25 protein-coding genes and 4 tRNA genes are annotated in these 22,553 nt (G+C 41.8%); 13 read left to right on the top strand and 16 right to left on the bottom strand.

Annotation, left to right across the window (positions count from 1 at the left end):
- Positions 1–38 precede the first annotated feature (38 nt).
- From IT970_RS02175 to mgtE, 6 genes are all read left to right on the top strand, one after another.
- A complete protein-coding gene (locus IT970_RS02175; protein ID WP_036971323.1) occupies positions 39–1,535 on the top strand; it encodes an RNA polymerase factor sigma-54 in 1,497 nt (498 codons plus the stop codon).
- A gap of 26 nt (positions 1,536–1,561) precedes the next feature.
- Positions 1,562–1,849, top strand: a complete 288-nt coding sequence (gene hpf, locus IT970_RS02170; protein ID WP_036971325.1) for a ribosome hibernation promoting factor — start codon at positions 1,562–1,564, stop codon at positions 1,847–1,849.
- Positions 1,850–1,852: 3 nt separating this feature from the next.
- The gene (gene ptsN, locus IT970_RS02165) at positions 1,853–2,305 is read left to right on the top strand and encodes a PTS IIA-like nitrogen regulatory protein PtsN (protein WP_036971327.1); all 453 of its coding nucleotides are present in this window, start codon (positions 1,853–1,855) and stop codon (positions 2,303–2,305) included.
- The gene (rapZ, locus tag IT970_RS02160) at positions 2,306–3,154 is read left to right on the top strand and encodes an RNase adapter RapZ (protein ID WP_036971328.1); all 849 of its coding nucleotides are present in this window, start codon (positions 2,306–2,308) and stop codon (positions 3,152–3,154) included.
- A gap of 9 nt (positions 3,155–3,163) precedes the next feature.
- Entirely contained in the window at positions 3,164–3,436 is a 273-nt protein-coding gene (locus tag IT970_RS02155; protein WP_036971331.1) for an HPr family phosphocarrier protein, read from the top strand.
- A gap of 215 nt (positions 3,437–3,651) precedes the next feature.
- Positions 3,652–5,010, top strand: coding sequence for a magnesium transporter (mgtE, locus tag IT970_RS02150; protein ID WP_036971332.1), 1,359 nt, complete (start codon positions 3,652–3,654; stop codon positions 5,008–5,010).
- Between the two features lie 40 nt (positions 5,011–5,050).
- Here the strand turns inward: mgtE and IT970_RS02145 are convergent, their stop codons facing one another.
- Positions 5,051–7,228, bottom strand: coding sequence for a YgiQ family radical SAM protein (locus IT970_RS02145; RefSeq protein ID WP_065978184.1), 2,178 nt, complete (start codon positions 7,226–7,228; stop codon positions 5,051–5,053).
- Positions 7,229–7,349: 121 nt separating this feature from the next.
- Complete coding sequence (locus tag IT970_RS02140) at positions 7,350–9,545, bottom strand: bifunctional diguanylate cyclase/phosphodiesterase (protein WP_196857568.1); 2,196 nt, start codon at positions 9,543–9,545, stop codon at positions 7,350–7,352.
- A gap of 254 nt (positions 9,546–9,799) precedes the next feature.
- Between IT970_RS02140 and IT970_RS02135 the strand changes: the two genes are divergently transcribed.
- The gene (locus IT970_RS02135; RefSeq protein WP_196857567.1) at positions 9,800–10,306 is read left to right on the top strand and encodes an SRPBCC family protein; all 507 of its coding nucleotides are present in this window, start codon (positions 9,800–9,802) and stop codon (positions 10,304–10,306) included.
- Positions 10,275–11,162, top strand: coding sequence for a TIGR03899 family protein (locus tag IT970_RS02130; protein WP_065978187.1), 888 nt, complete (start codon positions 10,275–10,277; stop codon positions 11,160–11,162). Before IT970_RS02135 ends, IT970_RS02130 begins: the two co-directional genes overlap by 32 nt.
- A 17-nt stretch (positions 11,163–11,179) precedes the next feature.
- On the opposite strand, the gene IT970_RS02125 is transcribed toward IT970_RS02130, so the two are convergent.
- The 9 genes from IT970_RS02125 to IT970_RS02085 form a co-directional block, all read right to left on the bottom strand.
- Entirely contained in the window at positions 11,180–11,947 is a 768-nt protein-coding gene (locus IT970_RS02125) for a TIGR04219 family outer membrane beta-barrel protein (RefSeq protein ID WP_065978188.1), read from the bottom strand.
- Positions 11,948–11,951: 4 nt separating this feature from the next.
- Complete coding sequence (locus tag IT970_RS02120; RefSeq protein ID WP_065978189.1) at positions 11,952–12,938, bottom strand: DUF2333 family protein; 987 nt, start codon at positions 12,936–12,938, stop codon at positions 11,952–11,954.
- Between the two features lie 8 nt (positions 12,939–12,946).
- Complete coding sequence (locus IT970_RS02115) at positions 12,947–13,453, bottom strand: copper chaperone PCu(A)C (protein WP_036971352.1); 507 nt, start codon at positions 13,451–13,453, stop codon at positions 12,947–12,949.
- 80 nt (positions 13,454–13,533) lie between these two features.
- Entirely contained in the window at positions 13,534–13,860 is a 327-nt protein-coding gene (locus tag IT970_RS02110; protein ID WP_036971355.1) for a hypothetical protein, read from the bottom strand.
- 9 nt (positions 13,861–13,869) lie between these two features.
- Positions 13,870–14,076 carry a PspC domain-containing protein gene (locus tag IT970_RS02105; protein WP_036971358.1) on the bottom strand — a complete coding sequence of 69 codons (207 nt, stop codon included), beginning with the start codon at positions 14,074–14,076 and terminating at the stop codon, positions 13,870–13,872.
- Between the two features lie 10 nt (positions 14,077–14,086).
- The gene (locus IT970_RS02100) at positions 14,087–14,761 is read right to left on the bottom strand and encodes a PspA/IM30 family protein (RefSeq protein WP_036971361.1); all 675 of its coding nucleotides are present in this window, start codon (positions 14,759–14,761) and stop codon (positions 14,087–14,089) included.
- 241 nt (positions 14,762–15,002) lie between these two features.
- Positions 15,003–15,980: a tRNA dihydrouridine(20/20a) synthase DusA gene (gene dusA, locus IT970_RS02095; protein ID WP_075594343.1), complete on the bottom strand. Its 978-nt coding sequence runs from the start codon at positions 15,978–15,980 to the stop codon at positions 15,003–15,005.
- Between the two features lie 223 nt (positions 15,981–16,203).
- Positions 16,204–16,683: a hypothetical protein gene (locus IT970_RS02090; RefSeq protein ID WP_075594342.1), complete on the bottom strand. Its 480-nt coding sequence runs from the start codon at positions 16,681–16,683 to the stop codon at positions 16,204–16,206.
- A 95-nt stretch (positions 16,684–16,778) separates the two neighbouring features.
- Complete coding sequence (locus IT970_RS02085; RefSeq protein ID WP_036971394.1) at positions 16,779–17,399, bottom strand: MarC family protein; 621 nt, start codon at positions 17,397–17,399, stop codon at positions 16,779–16,781.
- A gap of 95 nt (positions 17,400–17,494) precedes the next feature.
- On the opposite strand from IT970_RS02085, the gene IT970_RS02080 reads away from it, so the two are divergent.
- The 3 genes from IT970_RS02080 (at position 17,495) to IT970_RS02070 (ending at position 18,896) form a co-directional block, all read left to right on the top strand.
- Positions 17,495–17,929: a transcriptional repressor gene (locus tag IT970_RS02080; protein ID WP_036971396.1), complete on the top strand. Its 435-nt coding sequence runs from the start codon at positions 17,495–17,497 to the stop codon at positions 17,927–17,929.
- A 77-nt stretch (positions 17,930–18,006) separates the two neighbouring features.
- Positions 18,007–18,474: a chemotaxis protein CheX gene (locus IT970_RS02075; protein ID WP_065978232.1), complete on the top strand. Its 468-nt coding sequence runs from the start codon at positions 18,007–18,009 to the stop codon at positions 18,472–18,474.
- The gene (locus tag IT970_RS02070; RefSeq protein ID WP_036971402.1) at positions 18,471–18,896 is read left to right on the top strand and encodes a secondary thiamine-phosphate synthase enzyme YjbQ; all 426 of its coding nucleotides are present in this window, start codon (positions 18,471–18,473) and stop codon (positions 18,894–18,896) included. Before IT970_RS02075 ends, IT970_RS02070 begins: the two co-directional genes overlap by 4 nt.
- 77 nt (positions 18,897–18,973) lie before the next feature.
- On the opposite strand, the gene IT970_RS02065 is transcribed toward IT970_RS02070, so the two are convergent.
- The 5 genes from IT970_RS02065 to orn form a co-directional block, all read right to left on the bottom strand.
- Positions 18,974–19,049 (bottom strand) — tRNA-Gly (locus IT970_RS02065).
- Between the two features lie 128 nt (positions 19,050–19,177).
- Positions 19,178–19,253: transfer RNA gene (locus tag IT970_RS02060), tRNA-Gly, on the bottom strand.
- Positions 19,254–19,375: 122 nt separating this feature from the next.
- Positions 19,376–19,451 (bottom strand) — tRNA-Gly (locus IT970_RS02055).
- Between the two features lie 122 nt (positions 19,452–19,573).
- A tRNA-Gly gene (locus IT970_RS02050) sits at positions 19,574–19,649 on the bottom strand.
- Between the two features lie 267 nt (positions 19,650–19,916).
- Complete coding sequence (gene orn, locus IT970_RS02045; RefSeq protein ID WP_036971404.1) at positions 19,917–20,462, bottom strand: oligoribonuclease; 546 nt, start codon at positions 20,460–20,462, stop codon at positions 19,917–19,919.
- Between the two features lie 122 nt (positions 20,463–20,584).
- Between orn and rsgA the strand changes: the two genes are divergently transcribed.
- Both rsgA and asd read left to right on the top strand, forming a co-directional pair.
- Complete coding sequence (rsgA, locus tag IT970_RS02040; RefSeq protein WP_196857566.1) at positions 20,585–21,643, top strand: small ribosomal subunit biogenesis GTPase RsgA; 1,059 nt, start codon at positions 20,585–20,587, stop codon at positions 21,641–21,643.
- A gap of 18 nt (positions 21,644–21,661) precedes the next feature.
- The gene (asd, locus tag IT970_RS02035; protein ID WP_182396094.1) at positions 21,662–22,528 is read left to right on the top strand and encodes an archaetidylserine decarboxylase; all 867 of its coding nucleotides are present in this window, start codon (positions 21,662–21,664) and stop codon (positions 22,526–22,528) included.
- Positions 22,529–22,553 lie beyond the last annotated feature (25 nt).

Genomic DNA, 22,553 nt, shown 5'->3' with positions numbered 1-22,553 from the left:
TATTGTTTGATAAGACTAAAAAGGATTGTTAGGGATACATGAGGCAATCATTACAGCTGCGCATGGGCCAGCAACTTACAATGACTCCACAACTGCAACAGGCTATCCGTTTGTTGCAGCTCAGTACATTGGATCTCCAGCAAGAAATTCAAGAAGCGTTAGACTCTAACCCTTTGCTTGAAGTTGAAGAAGCAGATTATGCAGAAGAGAGTATTGGCAAGAACGAGCAGAAAGCCGAATCTGACGATACCCAACTAAGCGCGTCGGCTGACGAAGCTGCGAGCGAGTACGAGCAAGAAAGCAGTGATGCCCTCAACAAAGACACCGTAAGTGACGACTTAGCAATGGATGTTACGTGGGATGAGTACATGAGTGCTGCCCCATCAAGTTCCTCAGGTCCAATGCCTGAAGATGAATCAATTTACCAAGGCGCATCAACCGAAACTCTCCACGAATACCTAATGTGGCAGTTACAACTGACTCCATTCAGCCCAACAGACGAAGCGATTGCCGTTGCGATTGTTGAGGCAATTGATGATTCGGGTATTTTAACCGTAAGCTGCGAAGACATTGTTGAAAGCTTCAATCAAAATAACGATGAAGAAGAAATCGAACTTGATGAAGTCGAAGCTGTCTTAAAAAGAATCCAATTATTCGATCCTGTCGGTATTGGCGCACGTAGTTTACAAGAATGTTTGTGTATTCAATTACGCCAATTCGATGCTGACACCCCCTATTTAGCTGAAACTAAAATGGTGTTATCAGAACATATTGAATTATTAGCGAGTCGTGACTATCGCACTTTGATGAAAAAGACTAAGCTTAAAGAAAGTGAGCTGAAAGAAGTCATGACATTGATCCACAGCTTAAATCCAAAGCCTGCGGATACCATTGTTAGAGAAGAATCTGAATACGTGATACCCGATGTATCCGTAAAAAAAATAAAAGGCCGTTGGGTAGTTGAACTAAACCCAGACTGCATGCCGAAAATCAGAGTGAATAGCCACTATGCGGCGATGTCACGTTCTGTAAAATCAAGCAGTGATAGCCAATTTATTCGCTCTCATTTACAAGAAGCAAAATGGTTTATTAAAAGCTTAGAAAGCCGTAATGACACGTTATTAAAAGTGACTAACTGTATTGTTCAACAACAACAGGCTTTCTTTGAACATGGTCCTGAGGCCATGAAACCCATGGTATTAAATGATGTCGCAGAAATGGTCGAAATGCATGAATCAACAATTTCGCGAGTAACAACACAAAAATACATGCATACCCCGCGGGGAATTTTTGAGTTGAAATATTTCTTCTCCAGCCATGTAAGCACTGAAAATGGGGGTGAGTGTTCATCTACGGCAATTCGCGCTTTAATCAAAAAGCTAATCGCCGCAGAAAACACAGCTAAACCATTGAGTGATAGCAAAATTGCAGATATATTGGCTGAGCAAGGAATTAAAGTAGCTAGACGGACAATAGCAAAATATCGAGAGTCTCTAGCAATACCTCCGTCGAATCAGCGTAAGAGTCTGATTTAGACGTTTTACATAGAAGGAAAATGCTTATGCAACTAAATTTAACTGGTCGTCATGTAGAAATCACAGATTCATTAAGAGACTATGTAAACACCAAGTTTGCGAAACTAGAAAGGCATTTTGACCACATTAATAATGTTCATGTCATTCTAGATGTAGAAAAACTAAGCCAAAAAGCAGAAGCAACTTTACATGTAAACGGAGGCGAGTTATTTGCCTCTACTGAACACCAAGATATGTATGCAGCCATCGACTCGTTAATCGATAAACTTGATCGTCAAGTAATTAAACACAAAGAGAAATTAGCTCGACACTAAATTATGAAACTTAGTTCACTTACTAACCAGGACTGCAGCAAAGCTGCGGTCCTTTTTAATAGCAAAAAAAGAATTCTCGAATTTATCAGCGAACTGGCTCATGAGCAGCTCCCTCATTTATCTCAGCAAGATATACTCAATGCCCTATTGAACAGAGAAAAATTGGGCAGCACAGGTATTGGCCGAGGTATTGCGATTCCACATGGTCGTATGAGCGGTGCAGATCAGCCACACGCATTTGTAATTGTGAGTGAGTCACCTATAAATTTTGACGCAATTGATAATCGTCCAGTGGATATTTTTGTCGCACTCATCGTACCAGATGGTGACTGTCAACTTCATCTAAAGACCTTATCAACAATTGCTGATAGACTTAAAGACAAAGAATTTTGTAAACAGCTACGCAGTGCTAAAACAGATAGTGATCTGTTTAAAGTCATTGCATCAGAGGCATAAATGGAATTAATTATTATCAGCGGTCGCTCTGGTTCAGGTAAATCGGTCGCTTTACGAGTACTTGAAGACTTAGGCTATTACTGCGTTGATAATATTCCTGTAAACCTACTTCCTTCGTTAGTACGCAGTGTGTCAGATAATTACGACAAAATTGCTGTAAGTATCGATGTGCGTAACCTGCCGAAAGAACAGCAAGAATTTAACGATATTCTTGAGTATTTACCGGGCTTTGCAAAACCCACGTTGTTTTATTTAGATAGTGATGATCAAACACTGATCAAACGGTTCTCTGAAACTCGCCGCTTACACCCATTATCGATTGACTCGCTGCCGCTTGATTTAGCGATTAAACAAGAAAAAGTATTACTGGATGTTTTGATCACCCGTGCCGATTTTATGATTGATACGACCGATCTCAGCGTACATCAGCTTGCCGAATCTATTCGCGAAAAAATACTGGGTAAAAAAGACAAAAAGCTCATTATTACTTTTATGTCGTTTGGCTTTAAGCACGGTATTCCAAAAGAAGCTGATTACGTATTTGATGCTCGCTTTTTACCGAATCCACACTGGGAACCGGATCTAAAACCACTGACAGGCTTAGACCAACCAGTAAAAGATTACCTTGCTAGTCACAGCATAGTGCAAAAGTTTACATGGCAAATTCAAACCTTTGTACAAACATGGCTTCCTCACTTAGAGCGAAATAATCGCAGTTATTTAACCATTGCGATTGGCTGCACAGGTGGACAACATCGCTCGGTTTACTTAGCGCAAACCATTGGTGAGAGCTTTTCGAAAAGTCACGCAAACGTGAAAATACGCCACCGCGAGCAAGATACCCAATAGGCAACGACGATGCATGCTGAAGACACTTTTTTAATCCAAAATAAGCTAGGTTTACATGCACGAGCAGCCACGGTTTTGGCACAACTTGCACTGCAATTCGATGCTAAAATAACGCTTTACCAAGACGATAAAGAAGCCGAAGGCGATAGTGTATTAGCCTTAATGTTACTCGAGAGCAGCCAAGGCAAAGAAGTCCGTGTGGTGTGTGAAGGCCCCGATGCTGACGCAGCACTCAATGCAATAGGCGAATTAATTGCACAACGCTTTCATGAACAAGAATAGCATTTGCTAAGCCTTGACTGTTTACGTTAAACTTGCATTGGGTATTTAAAATTCCTGTTAAATATCCTACTTTTATATCGCTCGCTTCTCTAAAATACATTTTTCTTAGTAAATTTATCTCAGTGCGGCGATATCCCTGCAAATACTAAATTTAGCAACTATGCTGTATTTGCTGAGTCAGATTTTAAGCTATTTTTTCAGTTGTAAGGACGCCAATGCCAGAAGCCTTTGAACAAGATTACCCGCTACAACAACTAAAACAGGTGACCAAGTCACTCAATAGTGGTCAATTTGTTCAAGTGCGCGGCATGTTAGCAAAAACAGCACCGTGTGATACCGCACTCCTTTTAGAATCATCCCCACATAAAATTCGCCGTATGCTTTGGCAGCTGGTTGACCCTGATGTGCGTGGTGACGTATTAGAAGAGCTCTCAGAAGATGTACGTTTAGGCATTATTGCCCAAATGGAACCTGAGCACATTGCTGCCGCAACCGAAGACATGGACGACGATGATTTAGGTGAGGTTCTTCGTAGCCTACCTGATACAGTCTACCAAGACGTTGTCGGCGCCATGGACTCGCAAGACAGAGAAAGAGCCACCCAAGCCCTGTCTTATCAAGAGCGCTCAGCTGGTGCCTTGATGAACAGCGATACGGTAACCATTCGCCCAGACGTCACACTAGATGTTGTTTTACGCTACCTGCGTTTACGCGGCGATTTACCTGAAGGCACCGATGATTTATACGTCGTTGATAAACATAATTGCTTTTTAGGGGCATTATCTTTAACGACGTTGTTGACCAATCCCTCAGATAAAGTGGTTCGCGACCTGATGGATGAAGACTGTGAATCTATCTTAATATCGATGGATGAAAGCGACGTGGCACAATTATTCGAACGCCATAACTGGATTTCAGCCCCCGTTGTAGATGATAACGCGCACCTACTAGGGCGTATTACCATCGATGATATCGTTGACGTTATCCGTGAAGATGCCGAACATAGCTTATTAAGCTTAGCGGGTCTTGATGATGAAGAAGATACTTTTGCTCCCGTATTGAAAAGCTCGCAGCGCCGCTCTATTTGGCTAGGAGTCAACTTATTAACCGCTTTACTCGCTGCAATAGTCGCTAGTTTTTTCGAGAATACATTAGCTATCTTACCTATTCTTGCTGTACTAAATGGTATTGTTCCCTCAATGGGAGGCGTAGCAGGCAGCCAAACGCTTACACTTGTTATTCGTGGTATTGCTGTTGGCCATATAAACCAAACCAACCAACGCTTTTTATTACTCAAAGAGCTCGCTATCGGCGCGCTAAACGGGGTAATTTGGTCTATTTTAATCGCGGGTGTTGTCGCGCTGTGGCAGTGGGACTTTAAACTCGGTGCGGTGCTTGCCTTTGCTATGTTCATGAACTTAGTGGCAGCCGGTATTGCAGGGGCCAGTATTCCGCTTATTTTAAAGAGAATGAAAATTGACCCTGCATTAGCAGGCAGCGTAGTGCTTACGACGGTGACAGATATAGTGGGTATTTTTGCCTTTTTAGGCACTGCGACTTGGTTACTTATTTAAACTAAAAACGGCCCTTGTGGGCCGTTTTGCTTTTTATAATCTATGTTGCTCGTTGCTTATTTTTACCAACACGCGGTTTGGTGTTCGCCTTCTTAAATTGGCTAAAACCTGTGTGGCGGGTTAGTGCAGCTCGGCCTGTGCGCCCTTTCCCTTTAGCAGCCTTTTCATTGCGCCCTTCCTCAGGAACTAAACAATGAGGGCCTTTACCAATGAGATTCGCTTTACCCATTTTTTTAAGAGCTTCACGGATCATCGGCCAACCAGCCGGATCATGGTAACGCAAAATTGCCTTATGCAGACGACGCTGACGTGCCCCTTTTGGAACAGGTACTTGCTCCGTGTTATTTTTAATATTACGCAACGAGTTCATCTCGGTATGATAAATTGTCGTCGCATTCGCCATGGGTGAAGGATAAAAGTTCTGAACTTGATCAAGCTTAAAGTCATTCGATTTTAACCACAGCGCCATATTCACCATGTCTTCATCTTTGGTGCCTGGGTGGGCTGAGATGAAATACGGGATCAAATACTGCTTTTTACCTGCCTCTTTCGAGTATTTATCAAACAACTCTTTAAACTTGTCGTAAGCGCCCATACCTGGCTTCATCATTTTCGATAACGGGCCATCTTCGGTGTGTTCCGGTGCGATTTTCAAGTAACCACCAACATGGTGAGTGACCAGCTCTTTAACATAGCGAGGGTCTTCAACGGCTAAATCGTAACGCACACCCGATGCAATTAAGATCTTTTTAATCCCTTTTACATCACGTGCTTTTTTGTATAACTCAATCGTCGGCGTGTGGTCGGTGTCCATATGTTTACAAATATCAGGGTAAACACACGATAAACGACGGCATGTACTTTCTGCTTTTTTACTCTTACAACGTAATTTATACATGTTCGCTGTTGGGCCGCCTAAGTCAGAGATAACCCCTGTAAACCCTGGCACCTTGTCACGAATTTGTTCAATTTCGTCAATGATAGATTGCTCTGAGCGACTTTGGATAATACGTCCTTCATGTTCAGTAATCGAACAAAATGAACACCCACCAAAACAGCCTCGCATGATATTCACGGACGTTTTGATCATCTCGTAAGCAGGAATTTTTTCATCACCATAACTTGGATGTGGAATACGTTGATATGGCAAACCAAAAACGCCATCCATCTCTTCTGTTTCAAGCGGAAAAGCCGGCGGATTAACCCAAATAGAACGATCGCCATGGCGCTGAAATAATGCACGTGCACATCCGGGATTTGTTTCTTGGTGTAAAATACGTGATGCATGCGCATACAAAGGCTTGTTTACACTTACTTGCTCATAAGCTGGCAACTTAACATAGGTTTTTTCCCAAGGCTTAGGACGCGCAGGCTGAATTGTTATCGGCTTTGCCGCCTCAGCACTTAAATCAATACCGGCTTGTTTAAATTCAGATTTACTGCAGCCAACATCATCCGCACCATACGGATTAGGGATCGGATCAATTTTGCCAATTTTATCGATGGCTGTTGAATCACTGCCGCGCCACCCTGGTAATGGCTCTTTACGAATAACCGCGGTACCACGAATGTCTTGAATTGAATCGACACTCTCACCGGCTGCAATACGATGAGCAACCTCGACCAATGGACGCTCAGCATTACCGTAGATCAAAATATCAGCTTTGGCGTCGAACAATATGCTTCGGCGCACTTTTTCTTGCCAGTAATCATAATGCGCAATACGGCGTAAACTCGCTTCAATACCACCAATCACTAATGGCACATCTTTATACGCTTCACGACAACGCTGACTATAAACAACAACTGCACGGTCAGGACGCTTTCCCCCAACATTACCAGGTGTGTAAGCATCGTCATGACGCATACGTTTTTCGGCAGTATAACGATTGATCATTGAGTCCATATTGCCCGCAGTCACCCCAAAAAAGAGGTTTGGTTTTCCAAGTGTCATAAAAGCATCTTTAGAATTCCAATCTGGCTGGGCAATAATACCAACGCGAAAACCTTGTGATTCAAGCATGCGCCCGATAACAGCCATTCCAAAGCTTGGGTGGTCTACATAGGCATCACCACTGACAATAATGACATCACAGCTGTCCCAGCCTAGCGCATCCATCTCTGCTCGGGTGGTTGGTAAAAATGGCGCTGTGCCATAGCATTCGGCCCAATATTTAGGGTAAGAAAACAGGCCACGCTCGGCTTTTAATGCGCTCATAAAATGTACTCTGCTACCAAAAAGGGGCGAATTATACCCCACTCTTAAGGATTATTATAGAAAACAAAACGCCCTTCAAATGGAAGGGCGCTTTTAAATCGTTGAGTTTTATCAAAGCCAATTAGTGCTTAGCTTGTAAATACGTAATTAACTCTTTCTCTGGCATAGGTTTAGCGTACATAAAGCCTTGCACTTCATCGCAACCAAGTTCACTTAAATAGTCTGCTTGGGCTTGTGTTTCAACTCCTTCGGCAATCGTTTTCAACCCTAATCTTGCGCCTAAAGAAATAATTAACGCCGCAATGGCTTCACAATCTTCACCGGGAAGGTCTTTGATAAATGCCCTGTCTATTTTTAGTCGATCGAGTGGTAAGCGTTGTAAATAGCTTAATGATGAGAAGCCTGTACCGAAGTCATCGATAGCAATTTCGATCCCAAAGTCTTTAAGCTCCTGCAACGTCGTAATAACATTACTAAGTTCGTCCATTACAACGCTCTCGGTTACTTCAAGCTCAATAAACTTTGGTTCAACTTGGTAATTAATTAAGGTGTCTTTTACACGCTGCGCATAACCTTTCACTTTAAATTGCGGCACCGAGACATTAACTGCAATGCTAATTGCAAAACCGAGTTGCTCCAAACGCTTTTGCTGCATGCATGCTTGCTCTAATACCCATTGACCTATTTCGACAATTAAACCCGCATCTTCAGCCATCGGCACAAATATGGCGGGTGAAATGTACTGGCCATTACCTGAGGGCCATCGCAATAAAGCTTCACATCCTATGATGTCTAATGTTTTCAAATCGAGTTGTGGCTGAAACCACACTTCGAGTTTACGCTGTTCAAAATCTTGGCGAAGCTGTCTGATAATGCCTAACCGCCATGCCATTTGCTCTTCCATGTCAGGCGTATAAGTAATAACAGCTTCCATCGACTGTTTTTTTGCTTGGTTTAATGCAATATAACCGAGCTTTAGGGTTTCGATACCTGATGGCTTGAAATCCCCTTGGCAGCACATACCAATTTTAAAATTGATCGGCAAAATGTGCTCACCCGCATTGAATGGCAAGCTTAAATGCTCACATAACATCTCAATGTCACATTGCTCTTTTGGCAGTAATAAGCCAAATACATCGGCACCAATTCGCGATATCAACTCAGCTTGAGGGTACTCTTGACGTAACCTATCAACGATAGCAACGAGTATTAAATTGCCAATTTCTTGGCCTAACCCATTGTTAATATCTGAAAACTGCGCAACGTCGATCAGTAAAAAAACATAATCATTTTTACCAGGATGATAAAAACGCTCAACCTTGTTCATAAAATCATTGCGATTAGAAAGGCCGGTTAACGTATCTTTATAAGCCGCATCACGTAAACGGTTAAACAAACGCACATTATCAAGTCCCACACTCACATTGGTGAGAAATATTTCTGCAAATTGTAACTGCGACTCACTCGGGATATGTGCGGTCTCTAAGTATATAGCGGCTTGGCGATTTTTACTTTTTAGTAGGTAAGTGCTATCAATTTCAGTGTGTTGATGTGTGCCCTGCTCTAAACAGTTTTTCACCTGTAAAATAATACGCCCATTGTCTAACTGCTCAACACCTTGGCCAATAAACTCGTTGTATTCGACACAACCACCAAGCACACAGACTTGGTTATCATCGTCTAATGATCCGCATAGCAACCCTTGTGGCTCACACTCTAAAATAAATGAAAGCTGTTTTATTACCGCCATGGTAAACGCTTTGATATCAGTGAAACCTAAAATAGCTTTTGAGGCATAGAGGATGTTATTGAGTGCTCGACTTTGAAACTCCAGCTGACAGACCTGCTCATAAGAACGAATCGCCGTCACGAGCGCAGTAATAAGCTTACTGCGGGTAAGCTCTGTTTTTGTTTTATAGTCGTTGATGTCGTATTCACGAATTACTTTTTCTTCTGGTGCGTAGCCTGGTTGACCCATGCGTAAAATAATGCGCACATTATGATTATTGAGGGACTCTCTAACTTGCTTCACAACTTGCAAGCCCGCATCATCAGATTCCATAACTACATCCAGTAATACAACGGAAATTGAATGATTATCTTTAAGCACAGAAAGTGCTTCTGCTCCGGAATACGCATGATGAAAACGCAGACCTTTATCCCAAAACTCAACGCCTGAGAGCGCCAATTTTGTTACTGAATGTATTTCTGGATCATCGTCAACAATTAAGACATCCCAAAACTCTGAGACTGTTTCGCTCAATAGCGGCTCATCATCTTGGTCACTAAACAAAAAGTCGTTAGATTCTGATGCCATTAATAATTCCTTAGACAAATCAGCGTAAAACAGTAACGATGGCTCAATTCCGGTTTACAGTGTTGCTTAAAATTCTATCACTTATTCGGCTATGATACATTAGTGATAACTTATACTGTGTAGATTATAGTCTATGATACGTATAATGTTATGAAAGCTATCAAATTATTGCCTGAGGTGGGATCATTAAATTATTCATTTTATGCCTAAAAACGCTGTTTATCAGTGCGCTAATCGCCTTGGTAATTGGCCTAATGCTGTCACAAAAATACACCGTTAATAAGTCGGTTAACGTCACAGCAGCGCCGGATGAAATAGCCAGCTTAGTGAGCGATTTCACACAATGGCCACGTTGGCAACCATGGCAAGCAGTTGATCCCAGTATTAAGTTTACTGTCGCTGAGCCAAGTAAAGGCGTTGGAGCTCATCAATTTTGGCAAAGTAAGTTTGGCTCAGGTGAAATGACAATCACCCAGTTAAGTTCAGATAAAATGACTTTCAATATTTTGTTTAATCAGGAACATATTGCCCAAGGTTCGATAAGCTATGTTGGTAAAGGCAGTGAAGTTGAGATTATCTGCACCCTACATGGTGAAGTAAATACCCCTATTATTGGCGGCTACCTCGCTTTGCTAAGCCAATATATTCTTAACAACACGGTTAAACTGGCGCTCAATAATATTAAGACCACTGCGCAGTTAGCTACTAACAACAAGGCCATTGCTCCCGATGACAGTCAAAGCGGCTCAGGCAAGAGTTAATCTTGCTAATATCATTGAAAACCAGCTTGGTTATCCCATTCATAAGTCATCGACTGTCAAAATCAACAGTCCCAGCGATGACAGCTACTCTTCACAAGGGCAGCAGCAGTTGGCGTATAAAATAAATGCAGAAGCCAGCTTACTGCAACGGGCGCAAACACGCCAAGAAATTCAATTTATTAAGCGCCAAGAGAATATTGAAACCATCATGGCAATGGCGATGGCATTTTGCCCAGATGTTACAGGTCAACAACAGCCTGATTCAGACTGGATAGAACGATTTATTAGCTTATGTGAAGACACCGCAAACATCTCGATGCAAAAACTATGGGCTAAAATACTGGCTGGTGAAACCGTCTCACCTGGCACATTTTCAATCAAGAGTTTGCAAACGCTTAAGTACATGACACAACGTGAAGCAGATGCACTGCAACGCAGCACGTCGCTATGTGGCTACAACGAAAAAGACAACAGTCACCTAATTTTGTTAGGCTTTTATAAAAAGCCATCCTTGTTTGATTTACTCAGAAAAGGTAACAAAGTCTCCCTTAATTTGGGTAAAACCCCTGTTAGTTTTCCTGACATTTTAACGTTGATGGATATTAACTTATTGTATCGTAAAGAAATAGAGTCAGCAGTATTGAAAGCTGGCCAAGAACTCTCACTAAGCTTTATGAATCAACGACTCATTTTAAAAGCAAAAAGTAATGACCTTGTATTGAGCTATTATAAGTTTACACAAACGGGGGATGAATTAAGAAAACTGATCGTCTCACCTATCAATAAGGCTTATAAGCAAATACTAACAACCTCATTAGACGATGAGTTTGAAATAAGCTGGCAAGCTACAAAATAACCTGCCAGCATACTCAATTAAAAGTGAATTTGGATACCCGCAAATGGGCCTGACGCATCTAAATCCGTATAGATATCATCAATATCATCCAATTCTAATGTCATTGAACGGTAGCCCGCTTTAACATCTAAATCGATAGCAAGATTATCAAGCAACGCATACGCAATACCGGCTTGGTAGTCTTGTACTTTGCTGTCATCAATCGCTAATAAGCTGCCTTCAAAGAAAACACTTAAACCTGTAAACGGTAAACCCACTTCTGCGCGGCCGTATACAAGAGGAACAAAACCAGAGAAATCAACACGTTCTGTTGTGTTTGGGCCACCGTCTTGCGAGGTGCCTGTCACGACAATATCACCGTCAAATTGCTTGGCGTTCACACCTAAATCAATCGACACTAAATCATTATCGAAAATTTCGTAGTAAAGAATGTAATCTACGTGAGAAAGGTCACTGACAGTGCCTACTTGTGTACCAACAACATAATCTGAACCACCAAAACTAAATGACTCATCCAACATGGTTGAACCATTCAGCTCAAGCTCTGTGTATTTTAATTTGATGTTAGGCACTAAAGGCACTGGGTGTTCTAGTGCTGCATAGTAGCTTGTGAAAGTCTCATCTTCAAAATTAAAACTTTGTAAATTACCGTCTTGAGCAAAGCTACCGCTATTATCTGATTGCCAGCCATCTACCCCAAGGTATAAACCTAATAGAGTGTCAGCTTGAGCTGTAGGAGCTAAACAGGCCATCGAAAGCGCGGCCGCTAAACAGTACTTTTTCATCATTTTATCCTTGCGCTAAAAGTTCGCTAAGTTCAATTAGAGCCGCATTGGCTCGAGAAATATAATTTGCCATTACCAGTGAATGATTGGCAACAAAACCAAAACCACTGCCATTTAAAATCATTGGGCTCCACACCGTTTCTTGTGTGGCTTCTAATTCACGAATAATTTGTTGTAGACTAACACGGGCATTTTTCTTTTCTAAGACATCTGCGAAATCGTATTCAACAGCCTGTAAAAAGTGTAACAGCGCCCACGTGGCTCCCCGTGATTCGTAAAATACATCATCAATTTCCCACCACGACGTTTTCACTTGGTTTTGCAATGGTGCATAAGTTGCTTGGTGGGCAGCCGTATCACCGGCCAAGTCAGTGTTTAGGCGTTCTTGACCAACACTTGCACTTAAACGCTGACTTAAACTGCCTAGGCGCTTTTCGGCTTCTTTTAGCCAACCACGTAAATTATCAGCGCGTGCATAAAATTGGCTGTCTCTGTCATTTTGGTCGGCAATTTGGCTGCGATAAACAACAAGTAAATCAATGCCTTTTTGATATTCAGCTTCAGCGCTTGGCCACGCCCATGCTTCGGAGCTGATGTTAAACTGCGGCTGCGCTTTTTTAAGTGCTTCATGCTCTGTTGATTGAGACTGAGAACGACTAAAGTCCTTACGCATTGATAATACAAGGTCACGCGTCATTTCAAGCGCCCCATATTCCCATGCAGGCATATTATCCATCATGACACTCGGTGGCATAATATCGTTAGACAAGTAACCACCGGGCTTATTCAATAATGTACTAGCTACATTAATTAACGTTGTCGTAGTGGTGTACCCCGTGACAAACTTTTCGCCACGCATTTGTGCTTCTTGCTTTGCCTTACCTACAACATCCATACGGTCAGGTTCACTACTCCAGTAAACCGAAACCGCGTAAAAAATAATTAAGATAATAAGTAATGCACTGGCTATTTTTCCTTTATGCTCAGACATGGTACCTCCTAGTGATGTGAGTGCTCTTTACTTTTTTGTGATGTCTCTTTAGACATATCATGTAAAGAGACAACTTTGGCTTGAGTAAATACTCGGTTGCCATCTTTAAAATATAGCGTGAGTTTTCGTTCTTGCCCTGCTTTTAACTCATCTTCAGGGTCAAACACCATCAAATGATAACCACCGGGTTTGAATTCAATGCTGCTGTGAGCATCTATCTCTAACGAAATAACCTGTTCCATTTTCATCATGCCATCAACATGGGTATGTTGATGAATTTCAACGCGCCCTAAACCATCCAGTGTTGCCTTTGTTAATGTTGTAGCCTGCTGACTCGGATTGGTAATCGTAAAATAAGCGACACTGGCCTTACTGGCAGGTAAAAATTCGCGAACTTGGGCATTGCTCACGGTTACTTCTGCAACATCGTTATGGTCATGACCGCTGTGGGCAGATGAAAAAGTACTATAAAATAAACTTGTGATAAGAAAAGGGAATGCGGGCAACAGTTTCATTATGCTTTAATCCTTGTTAAGACATCAACTTACCCGCTAAATTTAGCATACTTTATTTATTAAGGCAGTTTATTCGTACCTTAAGCTGGTGATTTCTTGTTATCAGCAATCAGCCAACACAAAGCTGCAATTAATAATAAGGGCCATGCAATCACCACAGAACCAAATAAAAACGCAAGCACTACCCCGACTAAAGCAACCACACCTGCACCAATTAAGCCTATGGTAAATAAAGCAACCCCAGCAACTAGAGCAATAACAGCGACAAGTGCACCAACCACCTCAAGCCCAGCCCAGCTCATATCGGCTATTGATAAAGGCAGCTGCCATGAATCAAAGGATACAAATGCAAATGTATCTGTGCACAGTAGTAAAATTGCTAAGACAATAATAGCTAACGTTTTCATGACCAGCTCCTAATAACCTTTTACTGGCAAGCTACAATGTGCAACAAGGTAACCCACCCCAACAATGAAAGGCATATGTAAAAACAGTATGATCATGAGCAAACGCGTTGACCATACAGGGAAGCCCAATCGAGCAGCTAAACCGCTGCACACTCCAGAGATTTTCTTATTAGTTAAATCTCTAAACCAACGTGATGATGTATGATAAGTATTCATCGTTTTCCTCCTAAGCCGACTGTTTCATAGTGGCTTTTAAATCGGCCAGCTCTTTGTCTATAGCATCATTTTTTTCTAACGCAGCAATTTGCGCCGCTGTCGAATTTGCAGCATCACTGTGTGTAAGCTCATAGGCTTCAACTTGCGACTCGATGTTTTCAACACGCTGCTCTAAATAATCAAATCGCGCTAACGCATCCGCAACTTTGTTACTATGAAGCTGCTCTTTGACTTTTAAGCGTGCCGTAACCACGCGCTCTTTTTGCATGTAAGTCAGTTGCTTTGCTTTGGCATCTGCAAGCTTATTTTGCAAACGCTGACAGTCGTCTGTTAACTTCGCTAATGAGTCAGCCACTTTATCCATTTCACGTTGCTGCGCTTCAATCTCTGCGTTTAAACGCTGTTTCTCAATTAATGCTGCTTTAGCAAGATCATCTCTGTCTTTACTAAGTGCTTTTTCAGCTTTCGCTTGCCAATCAGCTTGCTTTGCTTGTTTTGCTGCAATTTCACGCTTTATTTGCTTTTCTTGAGTTAAGAATGTTGCAGCGGTTGCACGACACTCATTAAGTGCATCCTGCATTTCTTGCACGAGTAAATTAAGCAGCTTTTCAGGATCTTCTGCTTTATCGAGTGCAGCGGATAAATTAGCCTGAATAATGTCGTTTACGCGATTTAATACACCCATGTGATTCTCCTGTTGATAATTGGGTTAATACACCAAGGAGATTCCAATTCTTATGCCAACTACAAAAAATTTTAAAATAACCATTAAAATACATAAGGTTAATTAGTTTTCACGTAACAAAACACTGACTTTAAGCTGAATGAGAAATAACTAATTTGACTAAAAAACTAACTTTTAAACCAAATTTTAGGATCAAAAAAAGCCACAAAAGAGTGGCTTTTTTTCTGTTCCAATTTGAACATTAAATTTCTGGTACAAAGCTCAATGCTTTATCCATAACACTTAAATCGGCCGTTTTGCCATGACCATTTTCTGAAAGGTGGCGTCTAAAGCCTCGCGCGCCCGGCTGGCCTTGGAAAATACCCAACATATGGCGAGCAATATGCCAAAAATTCGCGCCTTGGCTCATCTCATCTTCAATGTAATCATACATAGCTCGCACAACCTGATGACGATTAAGAGTAAACGGGGTATCACCGTAAATTTTTTCGTCAACGTCACTTAAAATGAATGGATTACTGTATGCCTCACGACCAATCATAATGCCATCAACATAATCAAGGTGCGTAATTGTATCAGCAATCGTTTTCACGCCACCATTTAGACTCAAGTGCAGTTGCGGATAGTCTTTTTTGAGTTGATAAACTCGCGGATAATCAAGCGGCGGAATTTCACGGTTTTCTTTCGGGCTTAACCCATTTAGCCATGCCTTACGGGCATGAATAATAAAGTCATCACAGCCTACATCGTGGCTTGCTTCAATCAGAGCACATAAAAACTCATACGAATCTTGCTCGTCAATTCCGATCCGTGTTTTAACGGTCACTGGAATCGATACTTCAGCCTTCATCGCCGCGACACACTCAGCAACAAGCTTTGGCTCAGCCATTAAACACGCACCAAAACGACCGTTTTGCACGCGATCAGATGGGCATCCTACATTAAGGTTAACCTCGTCATAACCGCGCTCTGCCGCTAACTTAGCACATTTAGCAAGTGCGTCAGGGTCAGACCCACCCAGCTGCAACGCAACAGGACCTTCATGTTGATTAAAGTGTAAGTAATCACCCTTACCAAATAAAATAGCACCTGTTGTCACCATTTCGGTGTAAAGCACAGCATGTTTTGTCATTTTACGATGGAATGTTCGACAATGACGATCAGTCCAATCGAGCATGGGTGCCACCGACAAACGGCGATTTAATGTCGTCGTGCTCATAGTATGGCCCCTTTAAATATCAATGCGTTCACTTGCAACTTGATTACCTAATACATTAACGCTTATTAAAGCAGTAACGGCTAAGATAATTAGCCATCACAATAAAAATAAAGTTTGCGTGATTATACCACTTAACAAAGCTGACGGCATGACTTAATCGTAGATCAGATAATGAAGAAGTGTGTAACTAACACACTTCATCTGGGAGGAAATAAAGTAATGACTAAATCTCTACTTTATTTAAGAGATTTTCTAAATTTTGGCCGGTAAGTTCAAATAGTGTAATTTCGAGTTCTTTATAATCTTCATTTTTTAGATTAACGAGCTTAGCACCCACTGCAATGCGTGCCACTTTCTCTACAGGATCGATTTCTACAATTTCAATTGATGCGTGCGTGTCATGATCTTTTGATTGCACATAATATTCACTGAAGAATGTACCATCAGCGCGCACATTCGGGTTACTGTCAGACACCGACTGCAACAGAGTGCCTTTTTTAAGATCGCTCTTGCGAAGTGAAAAGCTATATTCAGCTACATTGGCATGACCGATGATCAAGGTTACTGCACTTTCATCATTGATTTTAAAGTCATGATCTGTCACTTCGATCACTTTTAATTTGCCACTATCATAGGTCGGCTCCATGCAAGCAGCTAAACTAAAAAGCAGAAAAACAGATAAAACAACATGTTTGAGTCGCATTCTTTGTTCCTTAAATTATATTGCCTCCTTTTAAGTTAGATAATAGAAGGCAATAATTCAAAGTTTAAATGACTGAAAATGCGCTTTAATTTTTACTATACCGCAACCGTTAAGCCAAAATAATGAGCAATGCCACCCAGAATATTTGTTACCGCAACCGAAGATAAAATTAATCCCATCACACGGCTTATGATACTTGCACCACTATCACCGATGAGTTTATGTACATGCGTTGCAAGTAACAGTAAAACCAGCACTATAATCAACACCGATAACATCACTGATGACGTGATTAACTGCTCCAGCCATGTGTATTCATTGTTTCGAGTCATTAGTACTGCAGCAAGCATTGCTCCGGGGCTTGCTATTGACGGAATAGCGAGTGGAAAAATAGCCGTTTCGGTACTATTGCGGACACTTTTGATTTCACTTTCAGGCTTACTTTCACCAAAAATCATCGACAAGGCAAATATCAGTAACACAATTCCGCCGGCAATTTGAAAAGCAGACAAAGGAATCTTAATTGCGTTTAAAAGTAGTTCACCCGCGAGTACAAAAAACAATAAAACCAGTGCCGACACTCCCACCGCTTTTAATGCTACTTTACGTTTAAACTTAGCGTCTTCGCCTCGTGTAACCGCGATAAAGACAGGCACAGTACCAATTGGATCAATGACAGCAAAAAAGAAAATGAACGCAGCAAGCAATTCACTCATACCGAAAACTCCCAAGAAAACCTGCTAGCGAATAAAAACGCTGCAACTACAATACAGTATGATAGTATATCACGGTAGCGTAAGGATAAGAGAAGATGAATACAGAATCACTCGTCAGTAAAGCAAAACAAGTATGTGATAATCGTGGTGCACGTTTTACACCTATCCGTGAAAAAGTATTCCGCCTGCTAGCGAGCGCGCAAGGTGGTGTTGGTGCTTATGACTTATTAGAACAACTCAAATTAACTGAGTCAGGAGCAAAACCAGCAACAATTTATCGCGCCTTAGACTTTTTGTCGGAACTGGGCTTTATTCACAAAATAGAAAGCACAAACTCATTTATGTTGTGCCATCATTTTGATCACATTCATCCAGTACAATTATTAATTTGTGATAGCTGCGGTTATGTAAAAGAGCTGCATTCTACTGTTATTTCGCACGAGCTTAATAACTTAGCAGCTGAAAGCGGCTTTATTGTCTCAGGACAAACAATTGAAGCACACGGAAAATGTGAAAATTGCAAAGATTAAGTGCACTGTTTTATACAGCCACTACAATTAAAGTTAGAACAGCAGCCTCGCTGCAATAACCTAAGGGAAAATAAACAATGAATGTGGAGTTCATCAACCCTTTTTTATCGTCTTTACTCAATGTATTGAGCACCATGGCTCAAACAGAATTAAAACCCGGTAAACCTAGCCTCAAAAAAGATGAGATTGCGCGCGGTGATGTCTCTGGTTTAATCGGTATGGTTGGCCCACAAACTAAAGGTTCACTTTCAATCACCTTTGATGAAAGTTTGGCCTTAACTATTATGGAAAGAATGCTGGGAGAGCGACCAGATTCAGTTAACGAAGAAGTGACTGATATGGTAGGCGAAATAACCAACATGGTCACCGGGGGCGCTAAAAACCTTCTGGGCGAAAAGGGCTATGAATTTGATATGGCAACACCGATTGTTGTATCAGGTAAAGGACACACCATTACACATAAGTGTGAAGGCGCTAAAGTACTCATTCCGTTCACCTCAGAGGACGGGAATGCCAATATAGAAGTTAGTTTTGATAAGCTATGAGTTGGCAACAAAAAACCATTCAGCTAAAGCCTCGCACACGAGGCTTTCACATCATTGATGACGAGTTACTTCGTCAACTACCTGAAATCAGCCAGTATAAAGTCGGTTTATTGCATTTGTTTATTCAGCACACTTCTGCCAGTTTAACTATTAACGAGAATGCAGATCCGACAGTGCGTATGGACATGGAAAGCCACTTCAACCACTTTGTCCCAGAAAGGCAGAGTTATTATCGCCACGATTATGAAGGTGACGATGACATGCCTGCACACATAAAAAGCAGTACATTAGGCTGCGAACTGACAATTCCAATCCATCAAGGACGCCTTCAACTCGGTACTTGGCAAGGTATTTATTTAGGTGAGCATCGCGACCAGGGCGGTTCAAGACGCATTGTTGCCACAATCCAAGGTCAACTATAAAAAAAATAAATAAACAGGCGTGACGTAGCTGAAATGTTTTTTAACTGGGAATTATTTATAAAGGATAGTTTAGAATTTGGAGCGGCACACGAGGCTCGAACTCGTGACCTCAACCTTGGCAAGGTTGCGCTCTACCAACTGAGCTAGTGCCGCATTTCATTCAAAGTGTTCAGTGATTTGTCCGTTGGTGCACAACCTAAAGGTTGCGGTGAAACGTTCTGGCAACTGAGCTAGTGCCGTATAATTTGAATTTTTTATAACAATTTCTTTTGCTGAGAAATTGGAGCGGCACACGAGGCTCGAACTCGTGACCTCAACCTTGGCAAGGTTGCGCTCTACCAACTGAGCTAGTGCCGCATTCAAATAGTCAGTAATTTGTCCGTTGCTGCACAACCTAAAGGTTGCGGTGAAACGTTCTGGCAACTGAGCTAGTGCCGTATAATTTGAATTTTTTATAACAATTTCTTTTGGTGAGAAATTGGAGCGGCACACGAGGCTCGAACTCGTGACCTCAACCTTGGCAAGGTTGCGCTCTACCAACTGAGCTAGTGCCGCATTCAAATAGTCAGTAATTTGTCCATTGGTGCACAACCTAAAGGTTGCGGTAAAACGTTCTGGCAACTGAGCTAGTGCCGTATAATTTGAATTTTTTATAACAATTTCTTTTGGTGAGAAATTGGAGCGGCACACGAGGCTCGAACTCGTGACCTCAACCTTGGCAAGGTTGCGCTCTACCAACTGAGCTAGTGCCGCATTCAAAGAGTCAGTAATTTGTCCGTTGGTGCACAACCTAAAGGTTGCGGTAAAACGTTCTGGCAACTGAGCTAGTGCCGCATTCAAATAGTCAGTAATTTGTCCGTTGGTGCACAACCTAAAGGTTGCGGTAAAACGTTCTGGCAACTGAGCTAGTGCCACAAATTTCAACTATAAAGTTTAGCTAAAGACACACTAACCCCGCGAGGGTTAACGTCTTAAGCGGGGCAGGATTCTACAATAATCCGATGTGTTTGCAAATGTTTTTTACAAATTAAAGAATTTTTCTTGGTAAACCTTTAATTCCATAATTGAATCTTTTATATCATCAAGGGCAAGGTGTGAACCTTTTTTATTCACTTGAGCAAGAACCTCAGGCTTCCAGCGGCGCGCAAGCTCTTTAATAGTGCTTACATCAAGGTTGCGATAATGAAAATAGTCTTCCAATTCCGGCATGTACTTATTCATGAATCGACGGTCTTGGCCGATTGAATTTCCGCACATAGGCGATGCGCCAGCAGGTACCCACTGTTTCAAAAACGCCAATGTTTGCTCAATGGCATCTTGCTCAGTGAAAGAACTTGCTTTGCAGCGGGCTGTTAAACCTGATTGACCATGTTGGGTCGTACACCACTCGTCCATGCCATCAAGTAATTCATCGCTTTGATGAATAGCAATAACAGGGCCTTCAGCCAAGATGTTTAACTCACTGTCGGTGACAACAGTGGCAATTTCGAGTATTTTATCTGTTGCTGGTTCGAGGCCAGTCATTTCCAGGTCGAGCCAGATAAGATTTGATTTATGAAAAGACATAGTTACCTTAGCGGTGCTTTCCTTTAGATCCAACGCATTTAGATATATCATATTAGTATCATCAGTCGACCTAAAGCTTTTTTTTCAAAAAGCCCGACATTTAATCAAGTTATAGGCCAAAAGTGGCAAAACAAAAGAAATTAAGTAAAGGCCAGTCTCGTCGGATTAAGGCCAATCATCAAAAACGTTTGTCTAATGCTGATAAAAAGCAAGACAAGAGCGCAGCCGTGCAATGGCAAAACGACAATTTAGGCCCTGCTGAAAATGCCGTTGTATTAAGCCGTTTTGGACAACATGCAGATATCGAAACGGACTCTGGTGATGTGCTGCGCTGTAACATTCGTCGCACTGTATCAAGCCTTGTTTGCGGGGATGAAGTGATATTTCGTCGCGCCAAAGTGAGTGAGGGTGACTTAGCCGGTGTCATCGAAGCAACTCACGAACGTCGCTCGCAGCTTACACGTCCAGATTTTTATGACGGAGTGAAAGTCGTTGCAGCTAATATCGACCAAATTTTAATGGTGTCTGCGGTATTACCTGAGTTTACTCCTAACATTATCGACCGTTATTTAGTTGCCTGTGAAGACATGGGCATAGAGCCGATTTTAGTACTCAACAAAATCGATTTAATTGACGATGAAGGACTCGCCTATATTAATGAAATTCTCGATATTTATCGTGAGCTAGGCTATCAAGTATTACTCGTCAGTAATAAAACGGGCCAAGGTATTGATGAGCTTAAACAAACGTTAATAGATAAAAACAGCATCTTTGTGGGTCAAAGTGGTGTGGGTAAATCAACGTTAGTTAATACTGTTTTACCCGACGCTGCAATTTTAACTCAGGAAGTCTCTGAAAATAGTGGTCTTGGGCAACACACAACAACCGTTTCACGTTTACATCACTTACCCTCTGGCGGTAACCTTATTGATTCACCTGGGATCCGTGAGTTTGGCCTATGGCATTTAGATGTTGAACGCGTAACTTGGTGCTTTAAAGAGTTCCGTGACTTTATTGGCGGCTGTCGTTTTCGTGACTGTAAACATCTAAATGATCCGGGCTGTATCATTCGCCAAGCGGTTGATGATGGAGATATTTCAGAACTTCGTTTTGACAGTTACCACCGAATTTTAGAAACTATGGCCGATGGCCGTGCGGGTGCACGCGCTCCTCGCGTATAACTATTTAGGAAATAACAAGTGAGTTTAGATAAATTCAAAATTGCCATGCAGTATGCCATGCCAAAACATTTCATTTCGCGCATGGTCGGCAAGTTAGCAGCAGCGAAAGCGGGTGGCTTAACCACGGCGTTAATCAAGCTATTCATCAAACAATATAAAATTGATATGAGTGAGGCTAAATACCCCGATCCAGCTCATTACAAAACCTTTAATGAATTTTTTACTCGCCCTTTAAAGGAAGGTATTCGCCCACTTGCAGAAGAAAAAGACATTATTGCTCACCCAGTTGATGGTGCGATTAGCCAATTAGGTGACGTTGTAGATGGTCAAATAATTCAAGCTAAAGGGCACGACTACAGCTTACAGGCATTACTAGGTGGTAACGAAGACGATACTGTGCCATTTTTGGGTGGTAAGTTCGCAACAATCTATTTAGCACCGAAAGACTATCACCGTATTCACATGCCGATTGATGGTACGCTGAGTAAAATGATTTATGTACCAGGTGATTTATTCTCAGTGAATCCGCTTACGGCGCAAAACGTCCCTAACTTATTTGCGCGTAATGAACGTGTGGTTGCAATTTTCGAAACTGACATAGGCCCACTTGCTATGGTACTGGTAGGTGCAACGATTGTAGCCAGCATCGAAACCATATGGGCAGGTACCGTTACACCACCTGCCGGTAAAGATGTATTCAGCTGGAACTACCCTACCAAAGGTGATAACGCAATCACTTTGAAAAAAGGCGAAGAAATGGGTCGCTTTAAGTTAGGGTCTACCGTGATTTTAGCCTGGGGTGCAAACCAAGCTGAGTTTTTATCTGACCAGCACCCAGAAACAGTCACTCGCATGGGCACACCATTTGCGACAATCAAAGACTAACCATCTTAGTTATACAAAAATTAAA

Source organism: Pseudoalteromonas sp. A41-2 (assembly GCF_015767615.1).
GTDB classification, from domain to species: Bacteria; Pseudomonadota; Gammaproteobacteria; order Enterobacterales; family Alteromonadaceae; genus Pseudoalteromonas; species Pseudoalteromonas lipolytica.
Note: the sequence above shows the minus strand (reverse complement) of the source record. Positions and strands in the feature narration are given on the sequence as shown.

Bases quoted from the DNA above. Each gene is read 5' to 3' on its own strand.
- IT970_RS02175 (WP_036971323.1), top strand. From the start codon at position 39: ATGAGGCAATCATTACAGCTGCGCATGGGCCAGCAACTTACAATGACT.
- hpf (WP_036971325.1), top strand. From the start codon at position 1,562: ATGCAACTAAATTTAACTGGTCGTCATGTAGAAATCACAGATTCATTA.
- ptsN (WP_036971327.1), top strand. From the start codon at position 1,853: ATGAAACTTAGTTCACTTACTAACCAGGACTGCAGCAAAGCTGCGGTC.
- rapZ (WP_036971328.1), top strand. From the start codon at position 2,306: ATGGAATTAATTATTATCAGCGGTCGCTCTGGTTCAGGTAAATCGGTC.
- IT970_RS02155 (WP_036971331.1), top strand. From the start codon at position 3,164: ATGCATGCTGAAGACACTTTTTTAATCCAAAATAAGCTAGGTTTACAT.
- mgtE (WP_036971332.1), top strand. From the start codon at position 3,652: ATGCCAGAAGCCTTTGAACAAGATTACCCGCTACAACAACTAAAACAG.
- IT970_RS02145 (WP_065978184.1), bottom strand. From the start codon at position 7,228: ATGAGCGCATTAAAAGCCGAGCGTGGCCTGTTTTCTTACCCTAAATAT.
- IT970_RS02140 (WP_196857568.1), bottom strand. From the start codon at position 9,545: ATGGCATCAGAATCTAACGACTTTTTGTTTAGTGACCAAGATGATGAG.
- IT970_RS02135 (WP_196857567.1), top strand. From the start codon at position 9,800: ATGCTGTCACAAAAATACACCGTTAATAAGTCGGTTAACGTCACAGCA.
- IT970_RS02130 (WP_065978187.1), top strand. From the start codon at position 10,275: ATGACAGTCAAAGCGGCTCAGGCAAGAGTTAATCTTGCTAATATCATT.
- IT970_RS02125 (WP_065978188.1), bottom strand. From the start codon at position 11,947: ATGAAAAAGTACTGTTTAGCGGCCGCGCTTTCGATGGCCTGTTTAGCT.
- IT970_RS02120 (WP_065978189.1), bottom strand. From the start codon at position 12,938: ATGTCTGAGCATAAAGGAAAAATAGCCAGTGCATTACTTATTATCTTA.
- IT970_RS02115 (WP_036971352.1), bottom strand. From the start codon at position 13,453: ATGAAACTGTTGCCCGCATTCCCTTTTCTTATCACAAGTTTATTTTAT.
- IT970_RS02110 (WP_036971355.1), bottom strand. From the start codon at position 13,860: ATGAAAACGTTAGCTATTATTGTCTTAGCAATTTTACTACTGTGCACA.
- IT970_RS02105 (WP_036971358.1), bottom strand. From the start codon at position 14,076: ATGAATACTTATCATACATCATCACGTTGGTTTAGAGATTTAACTAAT.
- IT970_RS02100 (WP_036971361.1), bottom strand. From the start codon at position 14,761: ATGGGTGTATTAAATCGCGTAAACGACATTATTCAGGCTAATTTATCC.
- dusA (WP_075594343.1), bottom strand. From the start codon at position 15,980: ATGAGCACGACGACATTAAATCGCCGTTTGTCGGTGGCACCCATGCTC.
- IT970_RS02090 (WP_075594342.1), bottom strand. From the start codon at position 16,683: ATGCGACTCAAACATGTTGTTTTATCTGTTTTTCTGCTTTTTAGTTTA.
- IT970_RS02085 (WP_036971394.1), bottom strand. From the start codon at position 17,399: ATGAGTGAATTGCTTGCTGCGTTCATTTTCTTTTTTGCTGTCATTGAT.
- IT970_RS02080 (WP_036971396.1), top strand. From the start codon at position 17,495: ATGAATACAGAATCACTCGTCAGTAAAGCAAAACAAGTATGTGATAAT.
- IT970_RS02075 (WP_065978232.1), top strand. From the start codon at position 18,007: ATGAATGTGGAGTTCATCAACCCTTTTTTATCGTCTTTACTCAATGTA.
- IT970_RS02070 (WP_036971402.1), top strand. From the start codon at position 18,471: ATGAGTTGGCAACAAAAAACCATTCAGCTAAAGCCTCGCACACGAGGC.
- orn (WP_036971404.1), bottom strand. From the start codon at position 20,462: ATGTCTTTTCATAAATCAAATCTTATCTGGCTCGACCTGGAAATGACT.